Raw genomic sequence first — 21,783 nt, forward strand, 5'->3', positions numbered from 1 at the left:
AAAATATGCAATTGGTATTTATTATCCACTGCTTCTTCTTAAAAAAGGTCTTCATTTTTGGTTTGCCATCCTTCTTCTCCCTCGATGAGCTCTCCTTTAAAAGCCCTAGATTGCCACTTTTGTCCATACTCCTTTTCAACTTGAGAAATCTCTTTGCCGCTTTTTTTGGCTTCCATGGCATAGAGAAGAAGCCTGTCTCGATTTTCTTCATCGACTACCTTGTGAATGTAATCCTTGTATTCTTCCTCTTCGGGGTTTTTCAATACGTGCAGGTAGCCATCTTTGCCTTCTCCAATCATCCTGCTGTTTTTAAGGGATTGAACTTGGCCCATTCTCATCCTCCTTCTTTCTTGGATAGAACCATAGGAATAATAATAGGGTTGTTGCACCGGCGGGCTCTTCAGGTCTACAGAAATGTTGACATCGTAGAGAAGGGGTTTTTTGGGGGACATATGCACAGAGCTGCAACCTAAAATTGAAAAGAGCTGAACCAAGGCCAATCCTCTGAAAAGGATTTTTGTTTTAATATCATTCCCGCCCATGATTACCCTTTATCAGGAAGCCTTGCAGAGAGGCAAGGGGATAATCTTCCCGCTTTTTTATAAAGGGGTTTGAACAGTTGATTAATTATTTAATCTTTTTCAATCTTTCTTGTACATTTTACCTCATATTGGCCGTCTTGAACAGCCCTACGGTGATTTCCACCGGCAGGCAGGCCTGTGGAGAGGAAGGCTCTGGCCTGACGCGCATGTGCCGGCCCCGTCCGCCTCGACGAGTAAGCCTGTCAGCTTTGCCCCTGTTTGGGCAGTAGTGAGTAAGTCTAAAGGAACGGAAAAACGGCCTCCTACGGTCCTTGCTTACGGCAGTAAAGGCAAAGAGGAAAGCATCCAAAAGCTTGGCCCTTTCCAAGAATATCCAAGGAATAGGCAAGGAGTAAATAAATGAAATAAAAAGAAATTCCTATTCCCCGGGGCTCAATCGGGGAACCTAAAAGAGACAGGAGCAAAATGAAAAAATTTCTCTTGGATTTCGTTCAAGGCAACCCGTACTTCTTTAAAGGCGGTCGAAAGAAAGGAAAAAATGCCTTGCAAACTGTTCTTTTTAGCTTCGGGATAAATGGCCGCTCGAGCATAGCTCCTTCTCCCGATATCTTCGTAAAAATCGATTCCCGGCGAACCGTTCCAACAACGTTCCACGTTTTCCTTGAAAATTCCACATACAAATAAAGAATAATCGGCAATAAAATGGTATAGGCGGAAAGCCTGCGAGGAAGAAGCTGTAGACTTCTCCAGCTGGACAACTAGGTCAAATATTCTCAGAAAATGCCTTCGGCTTTCGAATCGTCCAAAAGGATAGAAAGATTCCATCTTCAAAAATCGGAAAAGTAGCCTTGCTATGTATAGGCATAATTCCTGGCTACTCAATCCCCTCTTGCCTAAAACAAGTCTACCTAAAAATTGAAAGTACAACTGCGGGGAGAGGGAAACGAGATCGGGTTCATCAAGAACAAATCTTTTTAGGGGCTCCAAATCGAAAATCTGTTCAATGTTCTCGGGTTCATCTTTTAGAAGACGGTATAAAGCTATCTTTTCTTTTTGGGTTTTGCCCAACTTTTGTGCTAGAATTACCAAGTCTTTTTCGGTTATGCCTGGAACACCTTTTATCATGTCGATAACTTATTAAGCATATTTAATACCGGCTTCAAGGATATTTACGACCATGGAAGAAGAATATTTTGATATTGTTGATGACAACGACAGGGTTATAGGAAAAGACACCCGAAAAAATGTCCATTTTAAAAATCTCAAACACCGGGCTGTCCATATCCTCTTGCAAAATCAGAAGGAGGAGATCTTTCTCCAAAAAAGGTCCCCCCTGAAAGACATTAATCCCAACTGTTGGGATTCTTCTTGCAGTGGACACGTTCTTTCTGAAGAAGACTACGACAGGGCTGCTCACAGAGAGCTCGTTGAAGAGTTAGGGCTGGAGCACCTAGAGAGACCGTTAATCAAGCTCTTTAAATTACCTGCCGATACAAAAACAGGAAACGAATTTATATGGGTTTACCTGGGTTTTTCAAATGGACCCTTCAATCTTAATCCCTTGGAAATAGCTGAAGGCCGTTTTTATCCTCCCTCTTGGATCAACTGGAAATTAGCCGCCGAGCCACAATCCTTTTCCAATGCCTTTATCGTCATATGGAATTTTTTCAGAAGTAAAAAATTCGCCGGTTATTGACTTATGAATGGTTTAAATGATACACCATCAAATACATGAAAAAAGAGCCGATAAGAACCATGATATGCCAGAGGTTATGAAAATTAAAATGGACATAATTCGGCCATTTCAACATGTAGCCTAATGCTCCGGCAGTATAAACGATTCCTCCTCCCAGAGCGTAATCCAACGCTATCTTGGAAAGATGTATTTTGGGCAAGAAAAAAACCCCTACCCAGCCCATGCTAATATAAAGGCCGGTATATATAACCCGTGGGGGATAAGAAAAAAATATCTTGAGAAAGATACCTGCCGCTGCTAGCATCCAGATAAAAATCAACAGCCTATTTCTCCATTCTTTGTCCCCCGCTTCAACGATGACCGGGGTATAGGTAGCGGCAATCAAAATAAAAATTGAACAATGATCTAGTCTCCTTAAAAAAGACAAGGTTTTAGAGGAGCAGTTCAAAGAATGGTATAAGCTGCTGGCTATGAACATGAATAGAAGACCAAAGCCATAAACCATGATATCGAGGGGAATCTCTTGGCCCATTCCCTTTTTTAAAATCAGAAAGATAATCCCTATTACCGATAGAATAGATCCCAAAACATGGGTATAAACATTAAAAGGTTCCCTCATTATTGAGCTCAGGCGATTTGCCGGGTACTTTCTCTAAGCTTTCTCCTTTCTTCGCCCGGTTTTCTATTCCCCCTTTTCCCTTTATATCCAAAACCGTCAAAATAAGAAATGAGAATTTTAATCATCACCTCTCCTTGGGCCTGCCTGGTTCCGAAGGCTTTTGTCATTTAAGCAAAGAGGGTCCTGCGTGAGTAAAAGAATATCCTAAGTAATCTTGCAAAGGAGCCGCATAACCGGTGAGTTCAACGTAACCTTCACCATGAATGGGGTTGTTTTCTTTCTTACCCTTTACGCTCACCGCTCCTTCCCAATAAGCGAGAAAGCCAAGTTGGTTTAATACGAGCTCTTGATCGGCCATCTTAGGGGTTATTTCTATTTCCATTTCTGGATCGCCCAGTTGGACTTTCCAACCGGCAGGATACAGGGCTGCTGTATGGGGACTTTTCCAAAAAGATGTTGGAGTGATTTTAAAATCCCTGAGAGTGAGATGGCGAATCGCTTTTTTCCCTATCCATGTTCCTCCGGAGTTTAGATCAAAGCCTCCTTCCCTTGTTCGAAGGCAATAAAGCATGAGTTCTTCATCCGTATCGAGTTGGATGGCAAACCAATCCCATCCCACTTCATTTTTCCCCAAGGAATGGGTTGTAAACTCATGATCAAACCAACTCGTCCCCAGGACCTTCCAGGTTTTATTGGAAACCCGGATTAAACCTTGGGTTTTAAGCCGGCTAAAAGAATAATAATAAGAAGCGCATCCCTCTTGATCGGCTTTTCTACTCAAACCGTTTTCACCGTGTAACACAGGAGGTTTTTGGGCCTCCAACTCCAAGTCTATGGCCACAGCTTCCTCTTGGGCAGAAATATGAAATTTCTCCCTGGAGCCGCTCTCCGTGGATTTTTTAGATTTAAGCTCCCAACCCCGGATCCATCCCCCCATATCCCCAACGGTTGCTCCTGCAAGCCCAAGAGCTCCACGGTCGGCTTTCTCATAGGCATAAAACTTTTTTCTTTGAATATCGCTCAAGGCGAAATGGGCAAAATAAACATCCCTCAAAGCCCACCGTGATATTTTTAGAGGGGGAGAACCGAAAACACCCTGTCTAAATAATGTCCATTGAAAACCAAAGGGCTCTTCTTTGGGGCCATAAAGATTCCCGGTAAAATACCACCATTCTGTTTGAAATTCAGGATGAGATCCATGATCCCTAGGAAATAACCACGACCAAGGTCGGTCCACAATAGCCCAGTCTTGATCAGCATGGAGGAAGAAAAGCCCTCCACCATTCCAAAAGAGGAGTAAAAAAAAGAAAAAAGGCATCGAAAAAGAATGAGAACGGCGGTTTTTAAGCATCTTCAGCATTTTATTCAATTCTCAGGCTTTCAGATATGTTTTCCTTGCAGAGCTGGTGTGCGGGGATCAAAGAGGCACAGAGGGCAACCACGATGACCGTCAAAGGAAGCCAAAGGAGGGTTATCCAAGGGGTTGACCAGTCGATTGTCCAACCAAAAAAAGATCTGTTGATGACATAAGTGAGTACGACAGCTAGAATTAAACCCGCCATCAATCCCAGCAAAGAAGAAATCATGCCCACAAGACCGGATTCGCCCAATACAAGGGCATAAATGACCCTCCTTGATGCTCCCAGTGAACGTAACACGGCCATTTCATAATTTCTTTCAGAAGAAAGAATCAACAAGTTAAAAAATATTCCTGCGGCGGAAATCAATAGGCTGGTAATCTTCAACAGGTGGGTAATAGAAAAAGTTTGATCAAAAATCCGGAAAATCTCGTTCCTTAACTCTTCGTTAGAATAGACAATGTAGTCTCCCATAGAGCATAGCTTCTGATCCAATTCTTTTTTAACAACTGCCGACTTGCCCGGATCTTTTAAATAAAGGGCAAGACTGTGGCTGCCTTTTTGATTCCAAAACTTATTCAAAGTTTGCCTATCTACTAACACCAGTCCGAATTCCGTTGTAAAATCCTTAAAAACTCCCAGTATTTCAAAATCAACCATTCCTCTATCCGTTTTAAGCGAGAGCCTATCTTTTTCCTTGAGGTTAAATTTTCTCGAAAGGCTTTCATTGATAAAAATGCGGTTTGAGCCGGCAGCCTCTCTAAAGAGCTTTTCTGGGTTCCCTGTTCGAAACTCTAAATTATTTCTGCCTGCGGCGACAGCAAATGAAATTGAAGATATTTTTATAGGAGAATTCCTAAATTCCGATCTAAACTCATAATACCGATCGATCGCCTCAATTCGGTTATCCGCTGCAATTACTTCCTCGACGGAAGGGGATAAAACTTGATGGATTCCGCTTGCAAGATTCGCCGCGGTGGTTACAAAAAGGTCAGCCCTAACGCTTTGTTTCAACCACCCATTGACCGTATGACGGAAACTTGTGATCATCACCGAAACACTGATGACCATGGCAAGGGCTGTAAGTAGTGCCGATATAGTCAAGGCATTACGGTGCATAGACCGATTAAAATGGGAAAGGATTAACTTGAAGATCACGTTTCTAGGCCTGGCCATCTGAACGATGATTTTACAAACAAGGGGAGAGACAAAGCTAAAGGCAAGGAGGATAAACAGGGCCGCTCCGAAACTTAAAACCGATAAGCCTCTCCCAAAACTTAAATAGGAGAAGAGTAGGGCCAGAAGAACGAATAGAATGACACAAATCAACCAAAAGAGCCCAAACCGATGCACTTTTTCTTCAAGGGTAGCATGACTGAAAGCTTGCACGGGAGCGATTCTCGATGCTTCAATAGAGGGGAAAACAGAAGCAATACCCACGGCAACAATGCCCATCCCGAAGGCCAAAGCGAAATGATAAGGGGAAATAAAAATCCTCTCGATACTCGACAAGAGGTAAAGGGAGGTCAAACTCGATGAAACCCATCCAATGAGTTTACAAGCTAGCAGATAACCTGCGGGCATTCCCAAGGAGATGCCCAGTATTCCAATGATCAAGGATTCTCCAAGACAAGCAGCAATAATCCATTTGGGTCCTAAACCAAGACAACGCAGTAAAGCTATTTCCGATCTGCGTCTTACCACTCCCACAAGGACCGTGTTATAGATAATAAACATGCCCACAAAGAGCGATATTAAAGAAAGAGCGGTCAAGTTAAGCTGGAAGGATCCGAGCATTTTTTCTACCTTCATGTTCCTTTTTTCTGGGGTTTGGACAAGTACTGAAGGAGGCAACTTTTCTTGAAGCGATCGGATTGTTTCCATCCGGTCTTTTCCCCTGCTGACAAGACAGCTAATTCTCGACAATTGGCCGGCCATGTGAAAAACTTCTTGGGCATTACCGATATCCATGACCGCCAAGTGTTCATCAGAACCGATAGCTCCCGACTCCAGCTCCAAAAAAGAATGTACCCTTAATTCCACCCATCCTTCAGGAGTACGCAGTTTTAAAAAGTCTCCGGTTTTTATCCCAAGTCGCTCGGCCAATTTCTTGTTGATCCCCACGGCAAAAGGATCTTTCAAAAAATCGAGCACGTCTTCTTTTTTGTTGACAGTTGAAGAAAGCTCAAAGCTCCTTATCGGGCGATTGGTAAGAAAATCCACACCGACAACATCAAGGTATTCACCCGGATGATTTTCTAACATGCAGACTTGCTCTAGCACGGGCGTGGCCACCTGGATATAAGGTTCTTTAACGATCCTGGACAATATCTCCTCGTCAAAAGAGCCGTTCTCAGCGGTAATCTCCAAATTGGCTTTTCCCCCGACGAGATCTATAGAGGCCCGGAAGGATTCCAAAGCGGAATGATTGATCAACTGGATGGCGATAAAGTTGGCTATTCCCAAGGCGATGCAAAAAATATTCAAAAAGAAAAGGAATGGATGCCCGGAAAAATAACGAAGGCTATGATGGAAAAAAATTTTCAAAAGGCTAAAGCCCTTTATCTTATTCATAACTTCGGCATGCGGATCGTCTCTTAAGGGCTAAGAGAAAAGCCGCCCATCTTTCATATTTAATATCCTGTCTGCTGACTTCGCTACTTCAAGACTGTGGGTGACCATGAGAAGGGTCAAATGATATTCCAAAACCAGCTTGTTGATCAAAGAGAGGATTCTTTCGGTGGTTTCTGAATCCAAGTTGCCGGTAGGTTCGTCAGCTAATATGATCTTGGGCTTCATAATCAAGGCCCGGGCAAGGGCAACCCTTTGCATTTCTCCTCCGGAAAGCTGATGGGGATAATGAGAAAGCCTATGAGAAAGTCCTACCTCTGCGAGTAATTCTTTTGCTGCTTTAGAGGCTGCAAGATCGACAACTCCTTGTAAAAGCGCGGGAAGCATCACGTTTTCTATGACAGAAAGGGTAGGCAGAAGATTAAAAAATTGGAATACAATGCCGATGATTTGGCCTCTTAAACGGGCCAATTTTTCCTCCTTTAAAGCATGGAAAGGATGACCGTCTACATAAATTTCTCCTTGGCTAGGACTATCTATTCCTGCTATAAGATGGAGCAGGGTGCTTTTACCACACCCACTTGGCCCCACAAGGGCAACCGACTGCCCCGGGTATATATCTAAATTAGCTTCTCTCAAAGCGACAGTTTGAACCTCTCCGTTATTATAATACTTGGAAACATTACGAACAGTAATGATCGGGTTGTTCATGGATGGGGTCTGTGGGGTCCGTTATGCAAATATTTTTTTTCAATCCTTTCCAAGATGGCTTCCACCTTTTCCAGGTGAGGAGGCGTCAAGTTTATAACATGGAACTTCCAATACCGGGCAGATAGCCCACATAAAATAATACCCAGGGAAAGAAGAAAGAGGGAAGCTAAAGGAAAAGCAAGGTTAAAAAAGACAAAGCCGCTCACCGCTAAGCCTAAAACGATTGCCAATACCATGAAAAAAAGCCAGCAAGCTTTCATTAGATTGCAACGAACAAATAATCGTGGAGCTAAAATAGCGAGCAAAAAAAGAAGGGCAAACGATGCTCCCTTAGGTATCCTTCTTAAGAAATCTCCTTGCACGATCTGTCTTGTTGCTTCTATCTTGATCTCTACCGGACTCATCTTGCCTATATCTGTCTGTACCCAGTTCACCACCGCCGGATCGGTAAGCCCTAGCCAGACCTGTTTGCCGTGGATTAAATGGAGATCGAAAGCGGGTTTTATTCCCCGTGCCATCTGATCGGCATAAAGCAAAAAATCATCATACTTGATGTGGGTTATTCCAGATTGAGAATGCTTGAACCTAAGCTGCATCCTTCCCTCCGCATCTAGGGGTATTCTTCTCAAAATTTGACCGCTGGAATTGCGTAAAAGGAAGGCTTTATTTAACCGGGCTTCTGAATTTTTTATCGAAGCATCCATCCGGGAAGCCGAAGCAACCAAGGAGAGAGAAGGAACAAGGTTTTCATTAAGTTGAAAAAAAAGAGGAATAGATCTCAACTTCAGGCTTGTTCCCACCCCAAGATTATTGATCCCTACCGGATTACCTTCCGTAAGATCACCAGAAGGCCAAAAAACCGATCCATACTTGGGCAAAGAGCGAGGATCACCTCGAACAAGAAATTTTTCAAAAAAAATCTGCTGGGGAACTAAAGTCTCCGTCTTGAGTGCCGCCCCTGCAAAGCATACCCGGTTAAGCCTGTTTATAAGAGAACGGAACGTCTCATCGAAACTATCTAACCTTGGTCCCCTATCGGTAAAAAGTATGTCCATAACCACGCTTTGAGGGGTAAGAGGAATCAAACTCCTGAGAAAAAGAGAATATTCCAGTCTCGGCCACGGCCAAGGCCTGTCCACGGGAATCCTGTCAATTTCAATCAATATAAATTGACTGGCTTTGGGTGGTGTGGGCAACAACTCCTCAAGGCGGATGATTTTTTCTTCTACAGCATTCAACAAACCCACCCAAAAGAAAATACCAACGGCCGATCCCCATAAAAACCCAAGGATAGAGGCAAGGAGAAGCCTTTTTTCTATTTCTATTGGACCCTTATTTAAAACAGCCATTTAACCAGCAACCGATTTGAGAAAATATATACTTTGCATCAGCTAGAAAACTCATTGAACTTTTTTCAAAAAGAAAAAACCTTCTTTTTAATTTGGATAGCCCAAGGATAAATGTCCAGAAATATCGGTATCAGCCCTTAATTTTCCTTCAAGGTCCTCGCTTCTTAAGCTTCTTATCTCCTTTCTTTTTGGCCATAATCCATTTTGCTTCTTGTTTCCATCTTTTCATCTTTTTATTCAGCAAGAAAAGTTCCTTTTTCTTTTCTCTAATTTTTTCATTCATCCAGCCCTTTATTTTTTTGGTATATTGTTCATCAACCTGCAACTGGGAAAATCCCCAAGCCGGATGACCTAAACAACTTTCCAATTCCCTGGTTTTCTTGTGCAAGGTCTTATCCAAAATAGCTATTCTTTTTTGGATCAGGGCGATAGGAAGGCTGTCCAGTTGCTTTTCTTCAAGATAATAGAGCGACTCGAGCAGTTCTAAATCTTTAGCTTTATAAGCCATTTGGGCAGCATACCACCTTTCCATTTTTTCCGGTGAGATTTCATGATTGGCATCGGGATGGAGAAGCCGGGCAATGGCTCTAAAGGCCGTTTTGAGCTTGGTTTCATGGGAGGCTTTTCTATCCCTTTCCTTATGGGCGCTTAGTCCTTGATCAGCCGGGGAAAGATCCTCAACAGGAGCTTCCCTTTTCTCTTCCCTCCCATTGGCCCCCTTTTTCTTTTTTCTTTTCTGGAGCAGGAAGTGACAAGAAAGGGCTATCCCCCGGTTATGAAAAAGGCTGTCGATTTCTATTTCAAAAATCAGTTGTTTTATGTCGGCTATTGCCGATTCAATTTTTTTCAGCTCCGCCGTTTCCTTGGGGAAGGTGGACTCAACCCATTTCGTGTAGGTGGGTTTTTCGTAAACCATAAAATGGTGGAGCTTGCTTTGCACCTCCTCTAACCGGTCCTGGAGATTCAAATAATGGGTTTCCCAACTTCGCCGGATCGTTTTATTATCGACACAAACCAGAGGGAATGATGATCCAGTCTTTGAAGAATAAAAGGAAGGGGAGGACTTGTGGAATGAGCGAACTGTCAGCTTTTCCCTTTTCATCAAAGGAGATTTTTAAAGCAACCTCCGAGTCAAAGAGGTTAGGATTTTTTTCTTAAAAAATCAACCAATTATCAATGAGCACAATGGCCTCCTTGCTCCTTGAGAAAAGTTTACCTTTAGCTTTCTTCTTTCTAAAAAAAAGGTATTTTTTATCCAGGTTATCCTCTTTTCCTGGATCGCCTTCATGAGTACACTTTTTTTCCAATCCTCCGGTTTAGTTTTTTCTTTTGAAAAGGCTACCCTAGCCACCAAGCTTATTCTCTTTTTTCTTCTCGGAGTTTCTTCAATCAGTTGGACCGTTCTATTAATCAAACTCAAACAGATCCAATCAGCGAAAAAACAGAGTAGGAAGTTCTTACGCAAGCTTAAGGCTTCAACGAAATGGATGGGCGTATATTTCAGTAGAGAAAATTTTCCAGGCTCACCCCATCATGCGGTTTATATTGCCGGCTGCAAGGAACTGGTGAACATGTCTGCGGGAAGTTTCCCTCCGGCCGAAGGGTTTTCCGAAAAAAGCCTTCTCAAAATTAAAATTTCAGAAAAATCATTGAAATTAATCCAATCGGCAATCGAAAGAGAAATTGGCAATCAACTCCTTCTTCTTGAAGAGCAGATGATTTTGCTTGCTACCGCGGCAAGCGGAGCTCCTTTCATAGGATTGTTAGGGACTGTTTGGGGAGTAATGGATGCCTTTGGAGAGCTCGCTCTTTCCGGGAAGGCAACCCTGGCGACAATGGCTCCAGGAGTTTCTGGCTCCCTTCTTTCGACGGTCATGGGTCTTGTCGTTGCTATTCCCGCTCTTTTTGGGTATAACTTTATTGTAGCCAGCCTTAAGGCATTAACTATAGACTTGGAAAATTTCGGGACCGAAGTCCTGAGTGAAATAGAAAAGAGATTTGTAGTGGAGGAACCCCTTTAATACTTATAAGGTAATCAAAACAATCAAAACAATGAAAAAATTTTCGGATCGGTGGCGTTATTCCAGTTTTTCGGAATTAAACGTAACCCCTATGCTCGATTTTGCCTTCAGTTTGTTGATCATCTTTCTTATAACTACTCCTCTTTTTGAGCAGAACTTGGATATTGCTCTTCCCACGCTTGACTCCCAACAACAAAATGCCTCCCCGCATCCTTTAGTGATTCAAATCAACAAAATGGGCAAAATTTTCTTTAATGACAGGCCCATAGATAAAAAAGAACTCGAAGTCATTCTATTAGAAAGAATAAATAAGGATCCCCATTTAACCGTGTCCCTTAAAATGGATAAAGACACAAGGTATGAAGAATTTTTGCCGTTTATGGAATTTCTTGAGAAGTTGGGAATAAAAAGAATAGGACTTGTCCATATCCCCAATGAAAAATAGCAGCATCGAAGCCGTTGTAACGACCGTTTACCCCCTTGAGATAAACTTTCTTCCTTTTTTTATTCCCCCTGTCTGCTTAAGGGCTGTAAGCTTCTTTTGTTTTCTTTCATTCATAAAGTTTTTCTATGTCTTTGACCTCTCCTGCTCCAAAAAATAAAGAATTGAAGGGTAGAAATCTCTTCTGGACGGTATTCTTGCTCGTTTTAGCCGTTCATTTCAGCCTCATCTTAGCCTTTTTTGTTATCCATTCCTTGAAAAAAACAAACCAACCCAAGATCTCCTATTTTAATATCGAGTCTTCTTCTCTTACCCATTCCACTCACGGCCCCTCCAAGGATTTTCCTCTAACAGAAAAACCAAAAGGATCAAAGAATGAAGAACATCCTAAGCATTCTTCCCCATCCCGACCCAAGGATATCCATTCTCCTCCTCTTGCTGAAACTGCTGAAAAAAGTATTTCTAATAAACCAGTAACAAAAAAAACCGCTCTCCAAAAAGAATCAAGGAAAGACCCCTCAAAGCTGCAAAAGCAACATACCGTCATCCCCAACCTGAGGGAAGTGAGTCGAACTATCCCAGAAAATCCCCAGGCTCCTTCTGTTGAAGGAAAGGAAGCTCGAGAAGCTCAAAACCAGGGCCTCTCCCCTTCCTATTACTATGCACTTATACGTGAAAAACTCTATTCCCTTTGGGACCAGCCGGTTGACTTACTCGGTCTAGGGCTCTTGGCCGTTGTGGAAATAACTGTTGACGACGATGGCGGCATTGCTCAATACAAACTTCTTCAAAGCTCGGGCAACGAAAAATTTGATCAAAGCACGTTACTTGCCGTAGAAAGACTTGGAAACATTGGAGAAAGGCGGCCGTCTGATGTTCCCAAGGTCATTACGGTCAAATTTCAGATGGAAAAATGACCTGTTGGCATTCTATAACTTATGCTTTTGAAATCAAAATGACAATGGGTGCAAAAAAATGATCTCTCTTTTGCCCTGCCTTTGTTTTCTTATCTTTCTTTCGAGCGGCTTGCTTTATGCTCAAGTCGAAGTAACCGGCGGAAAAGTGAGAGTTTTTTTAGAACAATTCCAGGGAAAAGACGCTGAAAACTGTCGTAAAATCGTTTCTAGAGACTTACTTCAAACTCTCCTGGTCGAGGTCAGTCCCGAGGAAAACCAACGCTACGAAATAACCGCTCGGCTTTCCGATAAAGCCCTGGAAGGAATACTCGTAGATAAAGTCAAAAAACGGGAACTTCTTCATAAGAGTTTTGTCGGCGCAGAGATGCGCCAGTCCGCCCATCTTTTTTCTGATGCTCTGCTCGAGGCCCTAACCGGGATTAAAGGTTTTTCTAGTTGCAAAATCGCCTTTATATCTTCAGAAACAGGTTTTAAGGAACTCTACATGATGGACATGGATGGGGAAGGACTTCAGCGGTTAACGGCCGATAAAACCATTAGCGCCCATCCCAGGTGGAGCCATGATCATTCCATGATCGCCTATACCTCTTATAAAAGCGGATACCCGGATGTTTACATCATCAAACTGGCTAAACATTCAAGAATCCGATTCTCCTTTTTCCCCGGGGTTAATTCCGGGGCTTCCTTTTCACCCGATGATCAAAATATAGCACTTACCTTAAGCAAAGATGGAAATCCTGAAATTTACATCATGGGGATAGACGGGGGTCCTCCTCGGCAACTGACTCGAAATAGGGCCACCAACACTTCTCCCTGCTGGTCTCCAGATGGCAAACAGATCGTATACACCTCGGATGAAAGAGGGAGTATTCAGCTCTACATTATTTCCGCCGAAGGGGGACAACCCAAAAGGTTAATTACGGGCAATACTTATAGTTCAGAGCCGGACTGGTCGGCTGACGGGCAAAAAATTGCATTCAGCGCAAGGATAGGGGGCCAATTCCAAATTGGGATCTTCAATTTAAACACCAACCAAGCCTCTATTTTGACGACGCAAGGCGGAGAAGATCCTTCATGGACTCCAAATTCCCGCCATTTAGTCTATGCCTCGCAAGGCTCCCTTTATTTAATGGATACGGTAAGCAGGCAATCGATCAAGCTTAACTGCGAACTTAAGCATTGCAGCGAGCCTTCCGTTTCTCCTTAATCAAAAAACTTTCTTTTCCCTTTACATTTTGATCCGCTCAGAAATAAAAATCTTAAGGCTTCCTCCTCACGCCAGATGAATTGAACAGATCATTATGAAAAAAAACCTCTACTTAACAGTGATAAGCGCACCTCAACCCTTCCTTGTTTTTCTCTTTGTTTTGATCATAGCTGCTGCCGGTTGTGCCAAGCATCCCAAAGGCAAAGAAAGACCAACCCCAGAAGAAGAAACCCTGGAGAGCTCCCCCTTGCCAAGCCGAGGAGAATTTAACCCTGATTTTGACGTTGATTATTCTCCCCTCAAAGACCAGGTAATCTATTTCGCCTTTGATAGCGCAGCTATTCCCGGCAGCGAAAGAGGAAAAATTGAAAAAATAGCCGATTGGATGAACCAACATCCCCAGCTATCCATTCTCCTTGCCGGCCACTGCGATGAAAGGGGAACCGAAGAATATAACCGTGGCCTTGGAGAAAGGAGGGCGATAGCTGTAAGAGAATACCTAATCGGATTAGGCATTTCAGCCGAAAAAATCCACACGATTTCTTATGGGAAAGATCGACCCATAGCCATAGGACATACCGAGGCCGATTATGCAAAAAACAGGAGAGTGGAAGCTGGAGTCATCCGCAAGTAAGCAATCGGGAATTGCTGGGAAATTCTTTTTTACTTCTCTGCATTCCTGAATTCTATTTTGATTAATGCAAGAATTTTTCGATTGGTATCCTACCGACACAGAACAACCGACAAGCCCCACAGCACCCCTCTCGACAAAAATGCGGCCGAGAACCCTTGAAGAACTTGTCGGTCAAGAAGACATTCTTTTGCCCGGCAAACCCCTGCGAAGGCTTATCGATGCCGATCGAATACAGTCGCTCATTTTATACGGCCCTCCAGGGACGGGAAAAACGACGTTAGCCGAAATTATAGCTAAAAAAACCAAGAGCTTCTTTGCAAGGTTAAATGCCGTTGAGGCTGGAGTATCAGATATAAGGAAGGTTATCGGCCAAGCGGCCCTCCGTTGGAAAAAAGAAAAAAAACATACTCTTTTATTTATCGATGAAATCCATCGTTTCAACAAATCCCAACAGGACGTCCTCCTCCCCGACCTAGAAACTGGAATCATTAAACTTATAGGGGCAACAACTCACAACCCCTGTTTTTACTTGACCGCCCCGCTTCTCTCCCGTTCCCATCTTTTTGAATTCAAGCCTCTTTCAAAACAATCTTTGGAAACCCTACTGCTCCGTGCTCTTACTGACAAGGAAAGAGGACTGGGAAACTATGAAGTGAGTATTGAAAAAGAGGCAAAAGAATTTTTGCTTAATCTCTGTGAAGGAGATGCCAGGCGGCTGTTGAATTACCTGGAGATCGCCGTCCTTTCTTCTCTCCAAGAAAACCAACCTGCTCCAGTTATTCTCAATATCGAAACAATCCAAAACCTGGTCCAGAAAAAAATCCCCCGCTACGACCACGGTGAAGATGAACACTATGACACGATTTCGGCTTTTATTAAATCCATACGCGGCAGCGATCCCGATTCGGCCCTCTATTGGCTGGCTAAAATGATTTCAGCCGGTGAAGACCCCCGGTTTATTGCCCGCAGGCTGGTGATTCTTGCCACCGAGGACATCGGCTTGGCCAATCCTCAAGGATTACCTATCGCCACGGCCGCTTTCGAGGCGATCGAAAAAATTGGCATGCCTGAAGGCAGGATCCCCCTGGCTTTCGCTACCCTCTATCTTGCCCTATCTCCCAAAAGCAATTCCGCCTACAAAGCGATAGACAAAGCTATAGAATGGATAGAGAAGGAAGCGACGGTTGAAGTTCCACAAATGCTCAAAGACAGTCATTATTCGGGAGCTAAAAAACTAGGCAAAGGTGTAGGCTATCTCTACAGTCATAACTTCAGGGATGCTGTAAGCCCCCAAAGGTATGGGATCGAGCCGGGAACATTTTACGTCCCTACGGATAGGGGCAAGGAAAAGGAGTTTAAAGAAAGATTAGAATACATTGAAAAATTAAGAACAGAAGAAAAAAATAACTTCAAGGATTCATCCTCATGACACATTCCTTTTTATCCATCAAGCCCCCTTGTTTTTTTAGCATCTTCTACAAACCATGATCTTTAGAAACCCGGAGTATCTTTTAGGTCTTTTTTGCATCCCCCTATTCCTGTTTTTCTTTTATCGAAAGAATGCCCAAACAAAGGCTACTTTCATCCACCTTTTCAAAGTGTTGTTTTCCTCGAAAGGGATCGAGATCATCAAGCAAGAAAAAGATTCCAACCCTTTCCCCTGGTTATTTCTTGCCTCTACAACCCTTTTTTTTGTCGCTCTTTCGAGGCCGCAATGGGGCAAAGCGGAGGTTGAACTGCTCGAGTCAAACGCCGACTACCTTATTGCTCTTGATGTTTCCAAGAGCATGCTGGCGGAGGACACCGTCCCTTCTCGATTAGAAAGGGCCAAGCTATTGGCTACCAATTTCATCTCCAAGCTCCACGGCGAGAGGGTAGGGCTGGTTGCTTTTACCAAGAATGCCTTTATCGAGGCTCCCTTGTCCACGGATTATGAGCTCTTAGAAGAAATCCTTTCCGAACTTTCACCCGATGATTTTCCCAATGGAGGAACCAATTTCGCAGCCATGCTGGATGAAGCCTTACAATTTTTTTCTTCGAGTGGAAGATCCAAAAAAATGCTCATTCTTTTGAGCGATGGAGAAGACCATGGCGGAGGATGGCAACAAAGACTTGTCGATTTTAAAAAAGAGTCTATCCCGGTATTATCCATTGGCATCGGATCATCCAATGGGGCAGTTATAAGAAATTCAAACGGTTCCCTTTACAAAGATTACAACGGAGAGCCGATTGTCAGTATTTTTAATCCCGCTGCACTCGAGCTTATCGCCCACTCCACGGGTGGACTCTACATCCAGGCCGACAAATACTTTGATATTACAACCGTGGTGGAGAGTTTGGCCAAAAACCCCGGGTATGCAAAGAGAAAAGAAAAATTGAAAACTCTTGCCGAAAAATACGTTTACTTTCTTTTGCCTGCTTTATTGCTGGCTTTAGCCAGTTTTTTGTTTGAATTTCCTGGATATGAAAATCTCGAGATTAAAATGGGGTCAAAAGATAAGTCCTAGCGGCCTTCTCCTTGTTTTTGCTTTCTTTCTATTTCTTGCCCCGGCTCCCGGGAAAGGAGAAGAAATAGAGAACTTCGTCTCCAAGATCGATACTCTCAGCAGAAAGCCCCTTTTAACGAAAGAGGATTGTCTAATCATCGCTCAATCGACTATCGATTTAGGGAAAAAGACCAAGATTCCCCCTGGAGCGATTGAAGACGGGATAAAAGCTGTAGAACTGGGCAAAAGCCTTGATCCTCAGTTCGTTCCATGGGAAAAATATCTCCAAGAACTGTTAAAACTCCTTAAAGAGAGTTCTTCTTCTCCATCTTCAAACTCCTCGAAGCTCAACAAAAAAGAAGCTGAGGAGAGCGAAGGGGCCAAGGAAATGCATTCCTTCGACTCCAGTTTTCGAAAGGGAGCGTTAAATCCGCTAGAACATGCTCCCGATCGTAATAATACGGCACAGAATAAAAAAAATTCCTCTTTAAGCTCCTACTCCAAGGAAAAGAAAGAAGGGACGGCTTCCCATGCGGCTAAAGCCTCTTCTTTTTCTTCTCCGGAAAGCCTTTCTGAAACCGATCAGAATTCAAACAAGGAAGAGGCCGAGAGTGCTATAAAATTAAGACAGATCAAGCAGCTGGACAGCCCCTCAACATTCTTTAAAAGGATGCGTCAAATAGAAAGTGAGACCAATGAAGCTTTTTTGGAAGATCCAGATTGGTAACAACCGGCTGGATTTTCTTTCCCTTTTTTTTGTCCTTTTTTTCTTTTTTGCATGCGCCCCAAAGACATTAGCCTTTTCTGTTCATTGGTTACCTCCAAATGAAAAAATAGAAGCGGGCAAAACAAGCCACCTGCGTTTATTGTTTGAAGATTGCTCGCCCCAGGAAGAAGTCAAGCCCCCCAAGGTTGATTTTTTGGAACTAGGAGATCCCGTGGTAAGTCAAGAGAGTCGTTCCCAATTAATCTATGAGTTTCCCATCATTGCCCAAAAGCCTGGAAATTACGTCATTCCCCCTTTTTTAATAGCTACCGACCACGGTCTTATTGAAGCTCCTCCCATGGTCTTTAAAGTAAACGAAGAGCCTTTAGTCCCATTCCCAACGGAGGCTGTCGATGCGCGAGTCATTCTTCCTCAAGGTCCACTGTGGATAGGTGAGCCCTTTGCCATTGAATACAGGATTGTCGCCCATTCAGGCACTTTTTTAGATATCACAAGCCAGCCCGAGTGGAACCCGCAAGACTTCCTGGCAAACAGGTGGGGCAAGCCCCAGAGGATCATCTTAAATTCAAACGGCACTTATGCCAGCGGGCTGCGTTACACCACGACTCTTCTCCCACTCAAGTCGGGAAAGATCGTCTTGCCTTCCATTACGCAGCAACTGACTTTAGAAATAGAAAGGTTAGGGCATGGCCTTTTTTCCCAACCCCTCGTTAAGTCTATACGGTCTTCCACCGAGCCCAAGACAATTGATATTTCTCCGTTACCCGTTCCTGCTCCTAGAGATTTTTCGGAAGCCATCGGCAATTTCAAACTTTCCTGCAAGCTTAATCCCATCGAGGTCATGCAAGGGGAGCCGATCTCTTTAACGATTAAAATAGAAGGCATGGGAAATTGGGCCGTTCCCTGGAAACTCAAGGATTTTCCAGAATGTAAAGGATTAAGAATAATTAACTCAAAGCCTTTTCGCCAAATTGACCCCGAATCCCTGTTTAACGGGGTTTTAAAAATGGAATTGGTTCTTATCCCCGATATATATGGGGAGGTAGACATTCCTCCTTATTCTTTTACCTATTTTGACATTACCCAGGGTGAATACCAAACTTTAAAATCTGATCCTATTCACATTTCCATAAAAAAATCTCCCTTTGCAAAGGAACATGGAGAGAATAAACAAAATGAAACGGCGGACCATTCCCCTTATACTTATACAAATCCAGGATATCCCCAAGAGATGATGCCCATAGGACCGCTTCAAGGAACTAAAGCCGGATTGGCTCCCTTTTCCCCGTTTGCCCTGGGAAAGGAAGCTCTCCTTTTGACCAGCCTATTTCTTGTCCTATGGAGTTATCTTTCCTGGGAGCGAGCAACCGGCAATCCTTTAATAAACAAGAGGAAAAAAGCACGCCTTTCTTTAAAGGCTACAGCCGATTCCCTAGCCAAGGTAAAGACCAACCTCGAACTCTATAAATTCATGCTTCAATGGCAGCAAGCATTCAAAGAATTCTGGGAAATTCCACATGCCTTACCCGATGAGGATGTTGTCGAAAAACAATTGACTAAGCTCCTTCCTAGAAACCTGGCCATGGTAAAAAAGTGGACGACTCTTTGGCGCGAATCACAGCTTTGCCTGTATAGTCCTTCTTATTTGCCCTCCTCAAAATGGATCAACGATGCCCAGGAGCTGGCCAGAAAATTACCTAGGGTTAAAACCCCTATAAAAGAAATTTTCAGCCCTTCTAACCTTTTCCCTTTTTTATGTTTTGGTCTGCTGGCTGCCTTCTTTGTAATCCCCCTGGATATGAATCAATCTTTTTGTCCTGCAGATAAAAAAAATCCTAAGAATTTTTACGGCTTTTCCCCTTGCCTGCCGCTGAATCTGAATACGGCTCCAAGTCCTTTTCCTTTCCATTTTGCCCGATCCGGACTCTTCTTTTTTCCCCCTCTCCATTTTGGATCCTTGTCCAGCTTTAGCTCCAGCGATGAGGCTCATCTTTTTTATCAAAACGGAGATTTTTCCAAAGCAGCAGAAGCTTGGAAAAAAAAAGCTCTTCACCAACCTCTCGATTGGAAAACGAGAAACAATCTTGGACTTGTTTTTGCACAACAAGAACAATGGGCTAAAGCCATGGGAGAATGGACGGCGGCTTTCCTTCTTGCCCCCCGCGACCCCGTAGTATCATGGAACTTTAACTTGGGGTTAAGCAAAAATCCCCAAGCCGACATGCAGCTCCTCTCGCTAAGTAAAAAAGACTATTTGAATAAAATAAAGGTGTTTTTCTCACCCGGTGAATGGGAAAGGATGGCTTCTTTCAGCCTTCTGTTTGTCTTCTTTTCCCTAGGGTTGATGCTTCTGAGCGCTTATCACAAAATCCGTATTCCTTCTTTTATACTTATGGGGCTACTCTTGATTTCATCCCTGAGTTGCCTTTCTTTCTTGGGATTTTTTTCCTATGGCATTTTCACCGATTCCCGTTCGGGCATTATTGTTCAAGACAGTTTCCTAAGATCGGTTCCTACGGAAATACAACAGCAGAATCTTCCTGTTAAAGCGGGCTCGGTGGTTAAAATTAAAAAAACTTATCTTGGATGGTACATGATCGAATTTGTTAATGGCCAGCAGGGTTGGCTCAAGGCTCAAAATATTATCCTTTTTTATATCCCTCCTTACGAAATGGCCCATCCAAAAGAAAAGTCCTTTTATCTTTCCTCTTTGAATCCTTGATTAACCTACCGTCCTTCTTCTTTTATCCTGGGAAAGAAAAAACTGTCCTAAAAAAAATATTCCCTTCTCTCCACCGATCCGGCGTTCATGCACGGAAGCAGGCAAGTCCCTTCGGGATATGAGCTTGTTCTTTTTGATGCTCAAGCATGATGGAGCTAGACCCCGCACCTAAAGTATAATTGTGATCATGGAAAGGGCGTTGAGCACAGAACGGCAGGCTCCCGCAACTGCCCTACCCGTGAAAAACCCCTAGCAAGCACTCAAAGCGTTGCATCCGGAATGGTTTCAACTGTGGCCGGGAAAGTCACTCCTGACGGATACGAATGGGTCCGGCTAGACCCGACGGGGGGCAGGAAAAAACGGTGGGCATACTTGCCCGCGTTTTTGACAGCAGTACAAGCTCCAGGTCATTGAAAAGTTGCCCGAGGGGAGGATATGTCGATTAATTTTTTTTATATTTTTCGATTCGTTCAACCATGTTCCAAGCTACCTTAGTAGAGTCAAATAGCATTTCTGCCAGTTGACGGGCCTTGAAGGAATGGAAAGAATAATCTTGTTCAATTTTTTCTATAGCCTTAACCGCCTCATCGAGAGAATCAAAAGAAAACAGGCCTTCTCCTGGATAGATGATTTTCGACCATCCCGTATCCTGGATAACTGCAGGCTTGCCCATTGCCAGATAACATACGGTGCGGTCACTGAACCAACCGCTGTTGCTTCGCCGGTAACCGCTTTTGACGACAGAAAATTCACCCCTGGACTGCCCGATGAAATTTCTATATTGGTCAAAGTTGGCTGAAATGGGAAAACTACTCACCATCTGCCAATTTTTGGCAAGAAAACGGCGACGAATTTCATGATCATCCTGCAGATCGGAGGCAATTTGAAAACGGCCATCGCCTTTATACAACAGGGGAAGATCTATCACCTTTTCCCACTCCTCGGCCTTATTTCCGTAGGTATTCCCATTCCAGCTCACTTCTGGATAACCGCACCAATGCGTAATCGTGGACCAATTTAGGCCTCCTTCCCTTTTGGGCCACCACTCCAAACTTACGGGAGGAAAGGTTGGATGCCATTTTAAGCCGGTAGAAGGAACTTTTTTATCGTCCTCTTCCAAAGTCAGTCCAATCGAAAAATAGAGATCGTGGCCTTCTAAATTCATGTCGCAACCGTATCCCTTGGCCCATACCTGTGTAAAACCAGGGTCCAAGTCGAGATAAACCTTTTTTTTAAAGGTAGAAAGAACTGACCTGCTACGGACCAATCCAGAAATGTTCAAAAGAAAAAGACTTTCTTTTGCAAAAAGCAGAAATTTTTCCAAGTCCTTTGCCTTGCCATCGATCAATATCGTCGAATGGTCTTCAAAACCAAAAAGGGAGAGAATATTTTGCCAATGCTCTAAGCAAAGCTGCAGTTTTTGCCGCTTATCACCCTGGCCATCCTGGGGCAAGCTCTCCACGGACAATTCTTCTAAAAGGGCTACATCCCATCCCAAATTACGAAATCCACACGCCCAATGGAGAAAGGCTAGATTAATCCCAATAGAAGAAAAAGAATATCCACCAATACGACACCCAATGACAACTTTTTTGGCCATCAATGACTAGGAATGCATCTTCCGTTTAAATTTATCTCCCCTGTGTTTACAGGGGACTAAAGCAACAATCCCGTATTCCGCCCCCAGAGGGCATATAACCACCCTTTGCATTGAGTTAAGACATTCCTCGAAAATGAGCAGCGAAAAAGAACAGGCTTAAAAAGGATTGGTTTTGGCTGTA

Annotated in this window: 22 protein-coding genes; 11 read left to right on the forward strand and 11 right to left on the reverse strand. The window is 43.5% G+C overall.

Annotation, left to right across the window (positions count from 1 at the left end):
• Window positions 1–38: 38 nt before the first annotated feature.
• From MINF_RS10675 to MINF_RS10685, 3 genes are all read right to left on the reverse strand, one after another.
• A complete protein-coding gene (locus MINF_RS10675; protein WP_012464769.1) occupies window positions 39–542 on the reverse strand; it encodes a YdbL family protein in 504 nt (167 codons plus the stop codon).
• Window positions 543–660: 118 nt separating this feature from the next.
• Entirely contained in the window at window positions 661–930 is a 270-nt protein-coding gene (locus MINF_RS11260; protein WP_148205259.1) for a hypothetical protein, read from the reverse strand.
• Between the two features lie 44 nt (window positions 931–974).
• Window positions 975–1,667 carry a hypothetical protein gene (locus MINF_RS10685; protein WP_012464771.1) on the reverse strand — a complete coding sequence of 231 codons (693 nt, stop codon included), beginning with the start codon at window positions 1,665–1,667 and terminating at the stop codon, window positions 975–977.
• A gap of 52 nt (window positions 1,668–1,719) precedes the next feature.
• On the opposite strand from MINF_RS10685, the gene MINF_RS10690 reads away from it, so the two are divergent.
• Window positions 1,720–2,238, forward strand: coding sequence for an NUDIX hydrolase (locus tag MINF_RS10690; protein ID WP_012464772.1), 519 nt, complete (start codon window positions 1,720–1,722; stop codon window positions 2,236–2,238).
• Between the two features lies 1 nt (window position 2,239).
• Here MINF_RS10690 and trhA read toward each other — a convergent pair whose 3' ends face one another.
• The 7 genes from trhA to MINF_RS10720 all read right to left on the reverse strand — a co-directional run bounded on the left by trhA (window position 2,240) and on the right by MINF_RS10720 (window position 9,948).
• Window positions 2,240–2,857, reverse strand: a complete 618-nt coding sequence (gene trhA / locus MINF_RS10695) for a PAQR family membrane homeostasis protein TrhA (protein WP_012464773.1) — start codon at window positions 2,855–2,857, stop codon at window positions 2,240–2,242.
• Window positions 2,858–2,865: 8 nt separating this feature from the next.
• Window positions 2,866–3,024 carry a hypothetical protein gene (locus MINF_RS11560; protein WP_187146947.1) on the reverse strand — a complete coding sequence of 53 codons (159 nt, stop codon included), beginning with the start codon at window positions 3,022–3,024 and terminating at the stop codon, window positions 2,866–2,868.
• Complete coding sequence (locus tag MINF_RS10700; RefSeq protein ID WP_238523495.1) at window positions 3,021–4,217, reverse strand: lipocalin-like domain-containing protein; 1,197 nt, start codon at window positions 4,215–4,217, stop codon at window positions 3,021–3,023. Before MINF_RS10700 ends, MINF_RS11560 begins: the two co-directional genes overlap by 4 nt.
• A 1-nt stretch (window position 4,218) precedes the next feature.
• Window positions 4,219–6,789, reverse strand: a complete 2,571-nt coding sequence (locus MINF_RS10705; protein ID WP_079200457.1) for an FtsX-like permease family protein — start codon at window positions 6,787–6,789, stop codon at window positions 4,219–4,221.
• Between the two features lie 30 nt (window positions 6,790–6,819).
• Complete coding sequence (locus MINF_RS10710; protein ID WP_012464777.1) at window positions 6,820–7,497, reverse strand: ABC transporter ATP-binding protein; 678 nt, start codon at window positions 7,495–7,497, stop codon at window positions 6,820–6,822.
• On the reverse strand, window positions 7,494–8,846 hold the full coding sequence (locus tag MINF_RS10715; protein ID WP_012464778.1) for a CHASE2 domain-containing protein: 1,353 nt from the start codon (window positions 8,844–8,846) through the stop codon (window positions 7,494–7,496). Before MINF_RS10715 ends, MINF_RS10710 begins: the two co-directional genes overlap by 4 nt.
• 148 nt (window positions 8,847–8,994) lie before the next feature.
• Window positions 8,995–9,948: a hypothetical protein gene (locus tag MINF_RS10720; protein ID WP_048810393.1), complete on the reverse strand. Its 954-nt coding sequence runs from the start codon at window positions 9,946–9,948 to the stop codon at window positions 8,995–8,997.
• A 184-nt stretch (window positions 9,949–10,132) separates the two neighbouring features.
• Here MINF_RS10720 and MINF_RS10725 point away from each other — a divergent pair, with 184 nt between their 5' ends.
• The 10 genes from MINF_RS10725 to MINF_RS11890 all read left to right on the forward strand — a co-directional run bounded on the left by MINF_RS10725 (window position 10,133) and on the right by MINF_RS11890 (window position 20,448).
• A complete protein-coding gene (locus MINF_RS10725) occupies window positions 10,133–10,867 on the forward strand; it encodes a MotA/TolQ/ExbB proton channel family protein (RefSeq protein WP_048810394.1) in 735 nt (244 codons plus the stop codon).
• A gap of 31 nt (window positions 10,868–10,898) precedes the next feature.
• Window positions 10,899–11,312, forward strand: coding sequence for an ExbD/TolR family protein (locus MINF_RS10730; protein WP_012464782.1), 414 nt, complete (start codon window positions 10,899–10,901; stop codon window positions 11,310–11,312).
• Window positions 11,313–11,437: 125 nt separating this feature from the next.
• The gene (locus MINF_RS10735; protein ID WP_012464784.1) at window positions 11,438–12,226 is read left to right on the forward strand and encodes an energy transducer TonB; all 789 of its coding nucleotides are present in this window, start codon (window positions 11,438–11,440) and stop codon (window positions 12,224–12,226) included.
• Window positions 12,227–12,284: 58 nt separating this feature from the next.
• The gene (locus MINF_RS10740) at window positions 12,285–13,433 is read left to right on the forward strand and encodes a PD40 domain-containing protein (protein WP_048810395.1); all 1,149 of its coding nucleotides are present in this window, start codon (window positions 12,285–12,287) and stop codon (window positions 13,431–13,433) included.
• Between the two features lie 94 nt (window positions 13,434–13,527).
• A complete protein-coding gene (locus MINF_RS10745; protein ID WP_012464787.1) occupies window positions 13,528–14,067 on the forward strand; it encodes an OmpA family protein in 540 nt (179 codons plus the stop codon).
• A 64-nt stretch (window positions 14,068–14,131) separates the two neighbouring features.
• Entirely contained in the window at window positions 14,132–15,496 is a 1,365-nt protein-coding gene (locus tag MINF_RS10750; protein WP_012464788.1) for a replication-associated recombination protein A, read from the forward strand.
• A 55-nt stretch (window positions 15,497–15,551) separates the two neighbouring features.
• On the forward strand, window positions 15,552–16,574 hold the full coding sequence (locus MINF_RS10755; RefSeq protein WP_012464789.1) for a vWA domain-containing protein: 1,023 nt from the start codon (window positions 15,552–15,554) through the stop codon (window positions 16,572–16,574).
• A complete protein-coding gene (locus MINF_RS10760; protein WP_048810396.1) occupies window positions 16,531–17,280 on the forward strand; it encodes a hypothetical protein in 750 nt (249 codons plus the stop codon). The genes MINF_RS10755 and MINF_RS10760 overlap by 44 nt, the downstream gene beginning before the upstream one ends.
• The gene (locus MINF_RS10765) at window positions 17,249–20,002 is read left to right on the forward strand and encodes a BatD family protein (RefSeq protein ID WP_148205261.1); all 2,754 of its coding nucleotides are present in this window, start codon (window positions 17,249–17,251) and stop codon (window positions 20,000–20,002) included. The genes MINF_RS10760 and MINF_RS10765 overlap by 32 nt, the downstream gene beginning before the upstream one ends.
• A 323-nt stretch (window positions 20,003–20,325) precedes the next feature.
• Window positions 20,326–20,448 carry a hypothetical protein gene (locus tag MINF_RS11890; RefSeq protein WP_012464793.1) on the forward strand — a complete coding sequence of 41 codons (123 nt, stop codon included), beginning with the start codon at window positions 20,326–20,328 and terminating at the stop codon, window positions 20,446–20,448.
• Here the strand turns inward: MINF_RS11890 and MINF_RS10770 are convergent.
• The gene (locus MINF_RS10770) at window positions 20,445–21,602 is read right to left on the reverse strand and encodes a hypothetical protein (RefSeq protein WP_048810397.1); all 1,158 of its coding nucleotides are present in this window, start codon (window positions 21,600–21,602) and stop codon (window positions 20,445–20,447) included. The genes MINF_RS11890 and MINF_RS10770 overlap by 4 nt on opposite strands.
• Window positions 21,603–21,783: the final 181 nt, after the last annotated feature.

The sequence above is a fragment of the Methylacidiphilum infernorum V4 genome (assembly GCF_000019665.1).
In the GTDB taxonomy this organism is placed as follows: Bacteria; Verrucomicrobiota; Verrucomicrobiia; order Methylacidiphilales; family Methylacidiphilaceae; genus Methylacidiphilum; species Methylacidiphilum infernorum.

Bases quoted from the DNA above. Each gene is read 5' to 3' on its own strand.
- MINF_RS10675 (WP_012464769.1), bottom strand. From the start codon at position 542: ATGGGCGGGAATGATATTAAAACAAAAATCCTTTTCAGAGGATTGGCC.
- MINF_RS10685 (WP_012464771.1), bottom strand. From the start codon at position 1,667: ATGATAAAAGGTGTTCCAGGCATAACCGAAAAAGACTTGGTAATTCTA.
- MINF_RS10690 (WP_012464772.1), top strand. From the start codon at position 1,720: ATGGAAGAAGAATATTTTGATATTGTTGATGACAACGACAGGGTTATA.
- trhA (WP_012464773.1), bottom strand. From the start codon at position 2,857: ATGAGGGAACCTTTTAATGTTTATACCCATGTTTTGGGATCTATTCTA.
- MINF_RS11560 (WP_187146947.1), bottom strand. From the start codon at position 3,024: ATGACAAAAGCCTTCGGAACCAGGCAGGCCCAAGGAGAGGTGATGATT.
- MINF_RS10700 (WP_238523495.1), bottom strand. From the start codon at position 4,217: ATGCTGAAGATGCTTAAAAACCGCCGTTCTCATTCTTTTTCGATGCCT.
- MINF_RS10705 (WP_079200457.1), bottom strand. From the start codon at position 6,789: ATGAATAAGATAAAGGGCTTTAGCCTTTTGAAAATTTTTTTCCATCAT.
- MINF_RS10710 (WP_012464777.1), bottom strand. From the start codon at position 7,497: ATGAACAACCCGATCATTACTGTTCGTAATGTTTCCAAGTATTATAAT.
- MINF_RS10715 (WP_012464778.1), bottom strand. From the start codon at position 8,846: ATGGCTGTTTTAAATAAGGGTCCAATAGAAATAGAAAAAAGGCTTCTC.
- MINF_RS10720 (WP_048810393.1), bottom strand. From the start codon at position 9,948: ATGAAAAGGGAAAAGCTGACAGTTCGCTCATTCCACAAGTCCTCCCCT.
- MINF_RS10725 (WP_048810394.1), top strand. From the start codon at position 10,133: ATGAGTACACTTTTTTTCCAATCCTCCGGTTTAGTTTTTTCTTTTGAA.
- MINF_RS10730 (WP_012464782.1), top strand. From the start codon at position 10,899: ATGAAAAAATTTTCGGATCGGTGGCGTTATTCCAGTTTTTCGGAATTA.
- MINF_RS10735 (WP_012464784.1), top strand. From the start codon at position 11,438: ATGTCTTTGACCTCTCCTGCTCCAAAAAATAAAGAATTGAAGGGTAGA.
- MINF_RS10740 (WP_048810395.1), top strand. From the start codon at position 12,285: ATGATCTCTCTTTTGCCCTGCCTTTGTTTTCTTATCTTTCTTTCGAGC.
- MINF_RS10745 (WP_012464787.1), top strand. From the start codon at position 13,528: ATGAAAAAAAACCTCTACTTAACAGTGATAAGCGCACCTCAACCCTTC.
- MINF_RS10750 (WP_012464788.1), top strand. From the start codon at position 14,132: ATGCAAGAATTTTTCGATTGGTATCCTACCGACACAGAACAACCGACA.
- MINF_RS10755 (WP_012464789.1), top strand. From the start codon at position 15,552: ATGATCTTTAGAAACCCGGAGTATCTTTTAGGTCTTTTTTGCATCCCC.
- MINF_RS10760 (WP_048810396.1), top strand. From the start codon at position 16,531: ATGAAAATCTCGAGATTAAAATGGGGTCAAAAGATAAGTCCTAGCGGC.
- MINF_RS10765 (WP_148205261.1), top strand. From the start codon at position 17,249: ATGAAGCTTTTTTGGAAGATCCAGATTGGTAACAACCGGCTGGATTTT.
- MINF_RS11890 (WP_012464793.1), top strand. From the start codon at position 20,326: ATGGGTCCGGCTAGACCCGACGGGGGGCAGGAAAAAACGGTGGGCATA.
- MINF_RS10770 (WP_048810397.1), bottom strand. From the start codon at position 21,602: ATGGCCAAAAAAGTTGTCATTGGGTGTCGTATTGGTGGATATTCTTTT.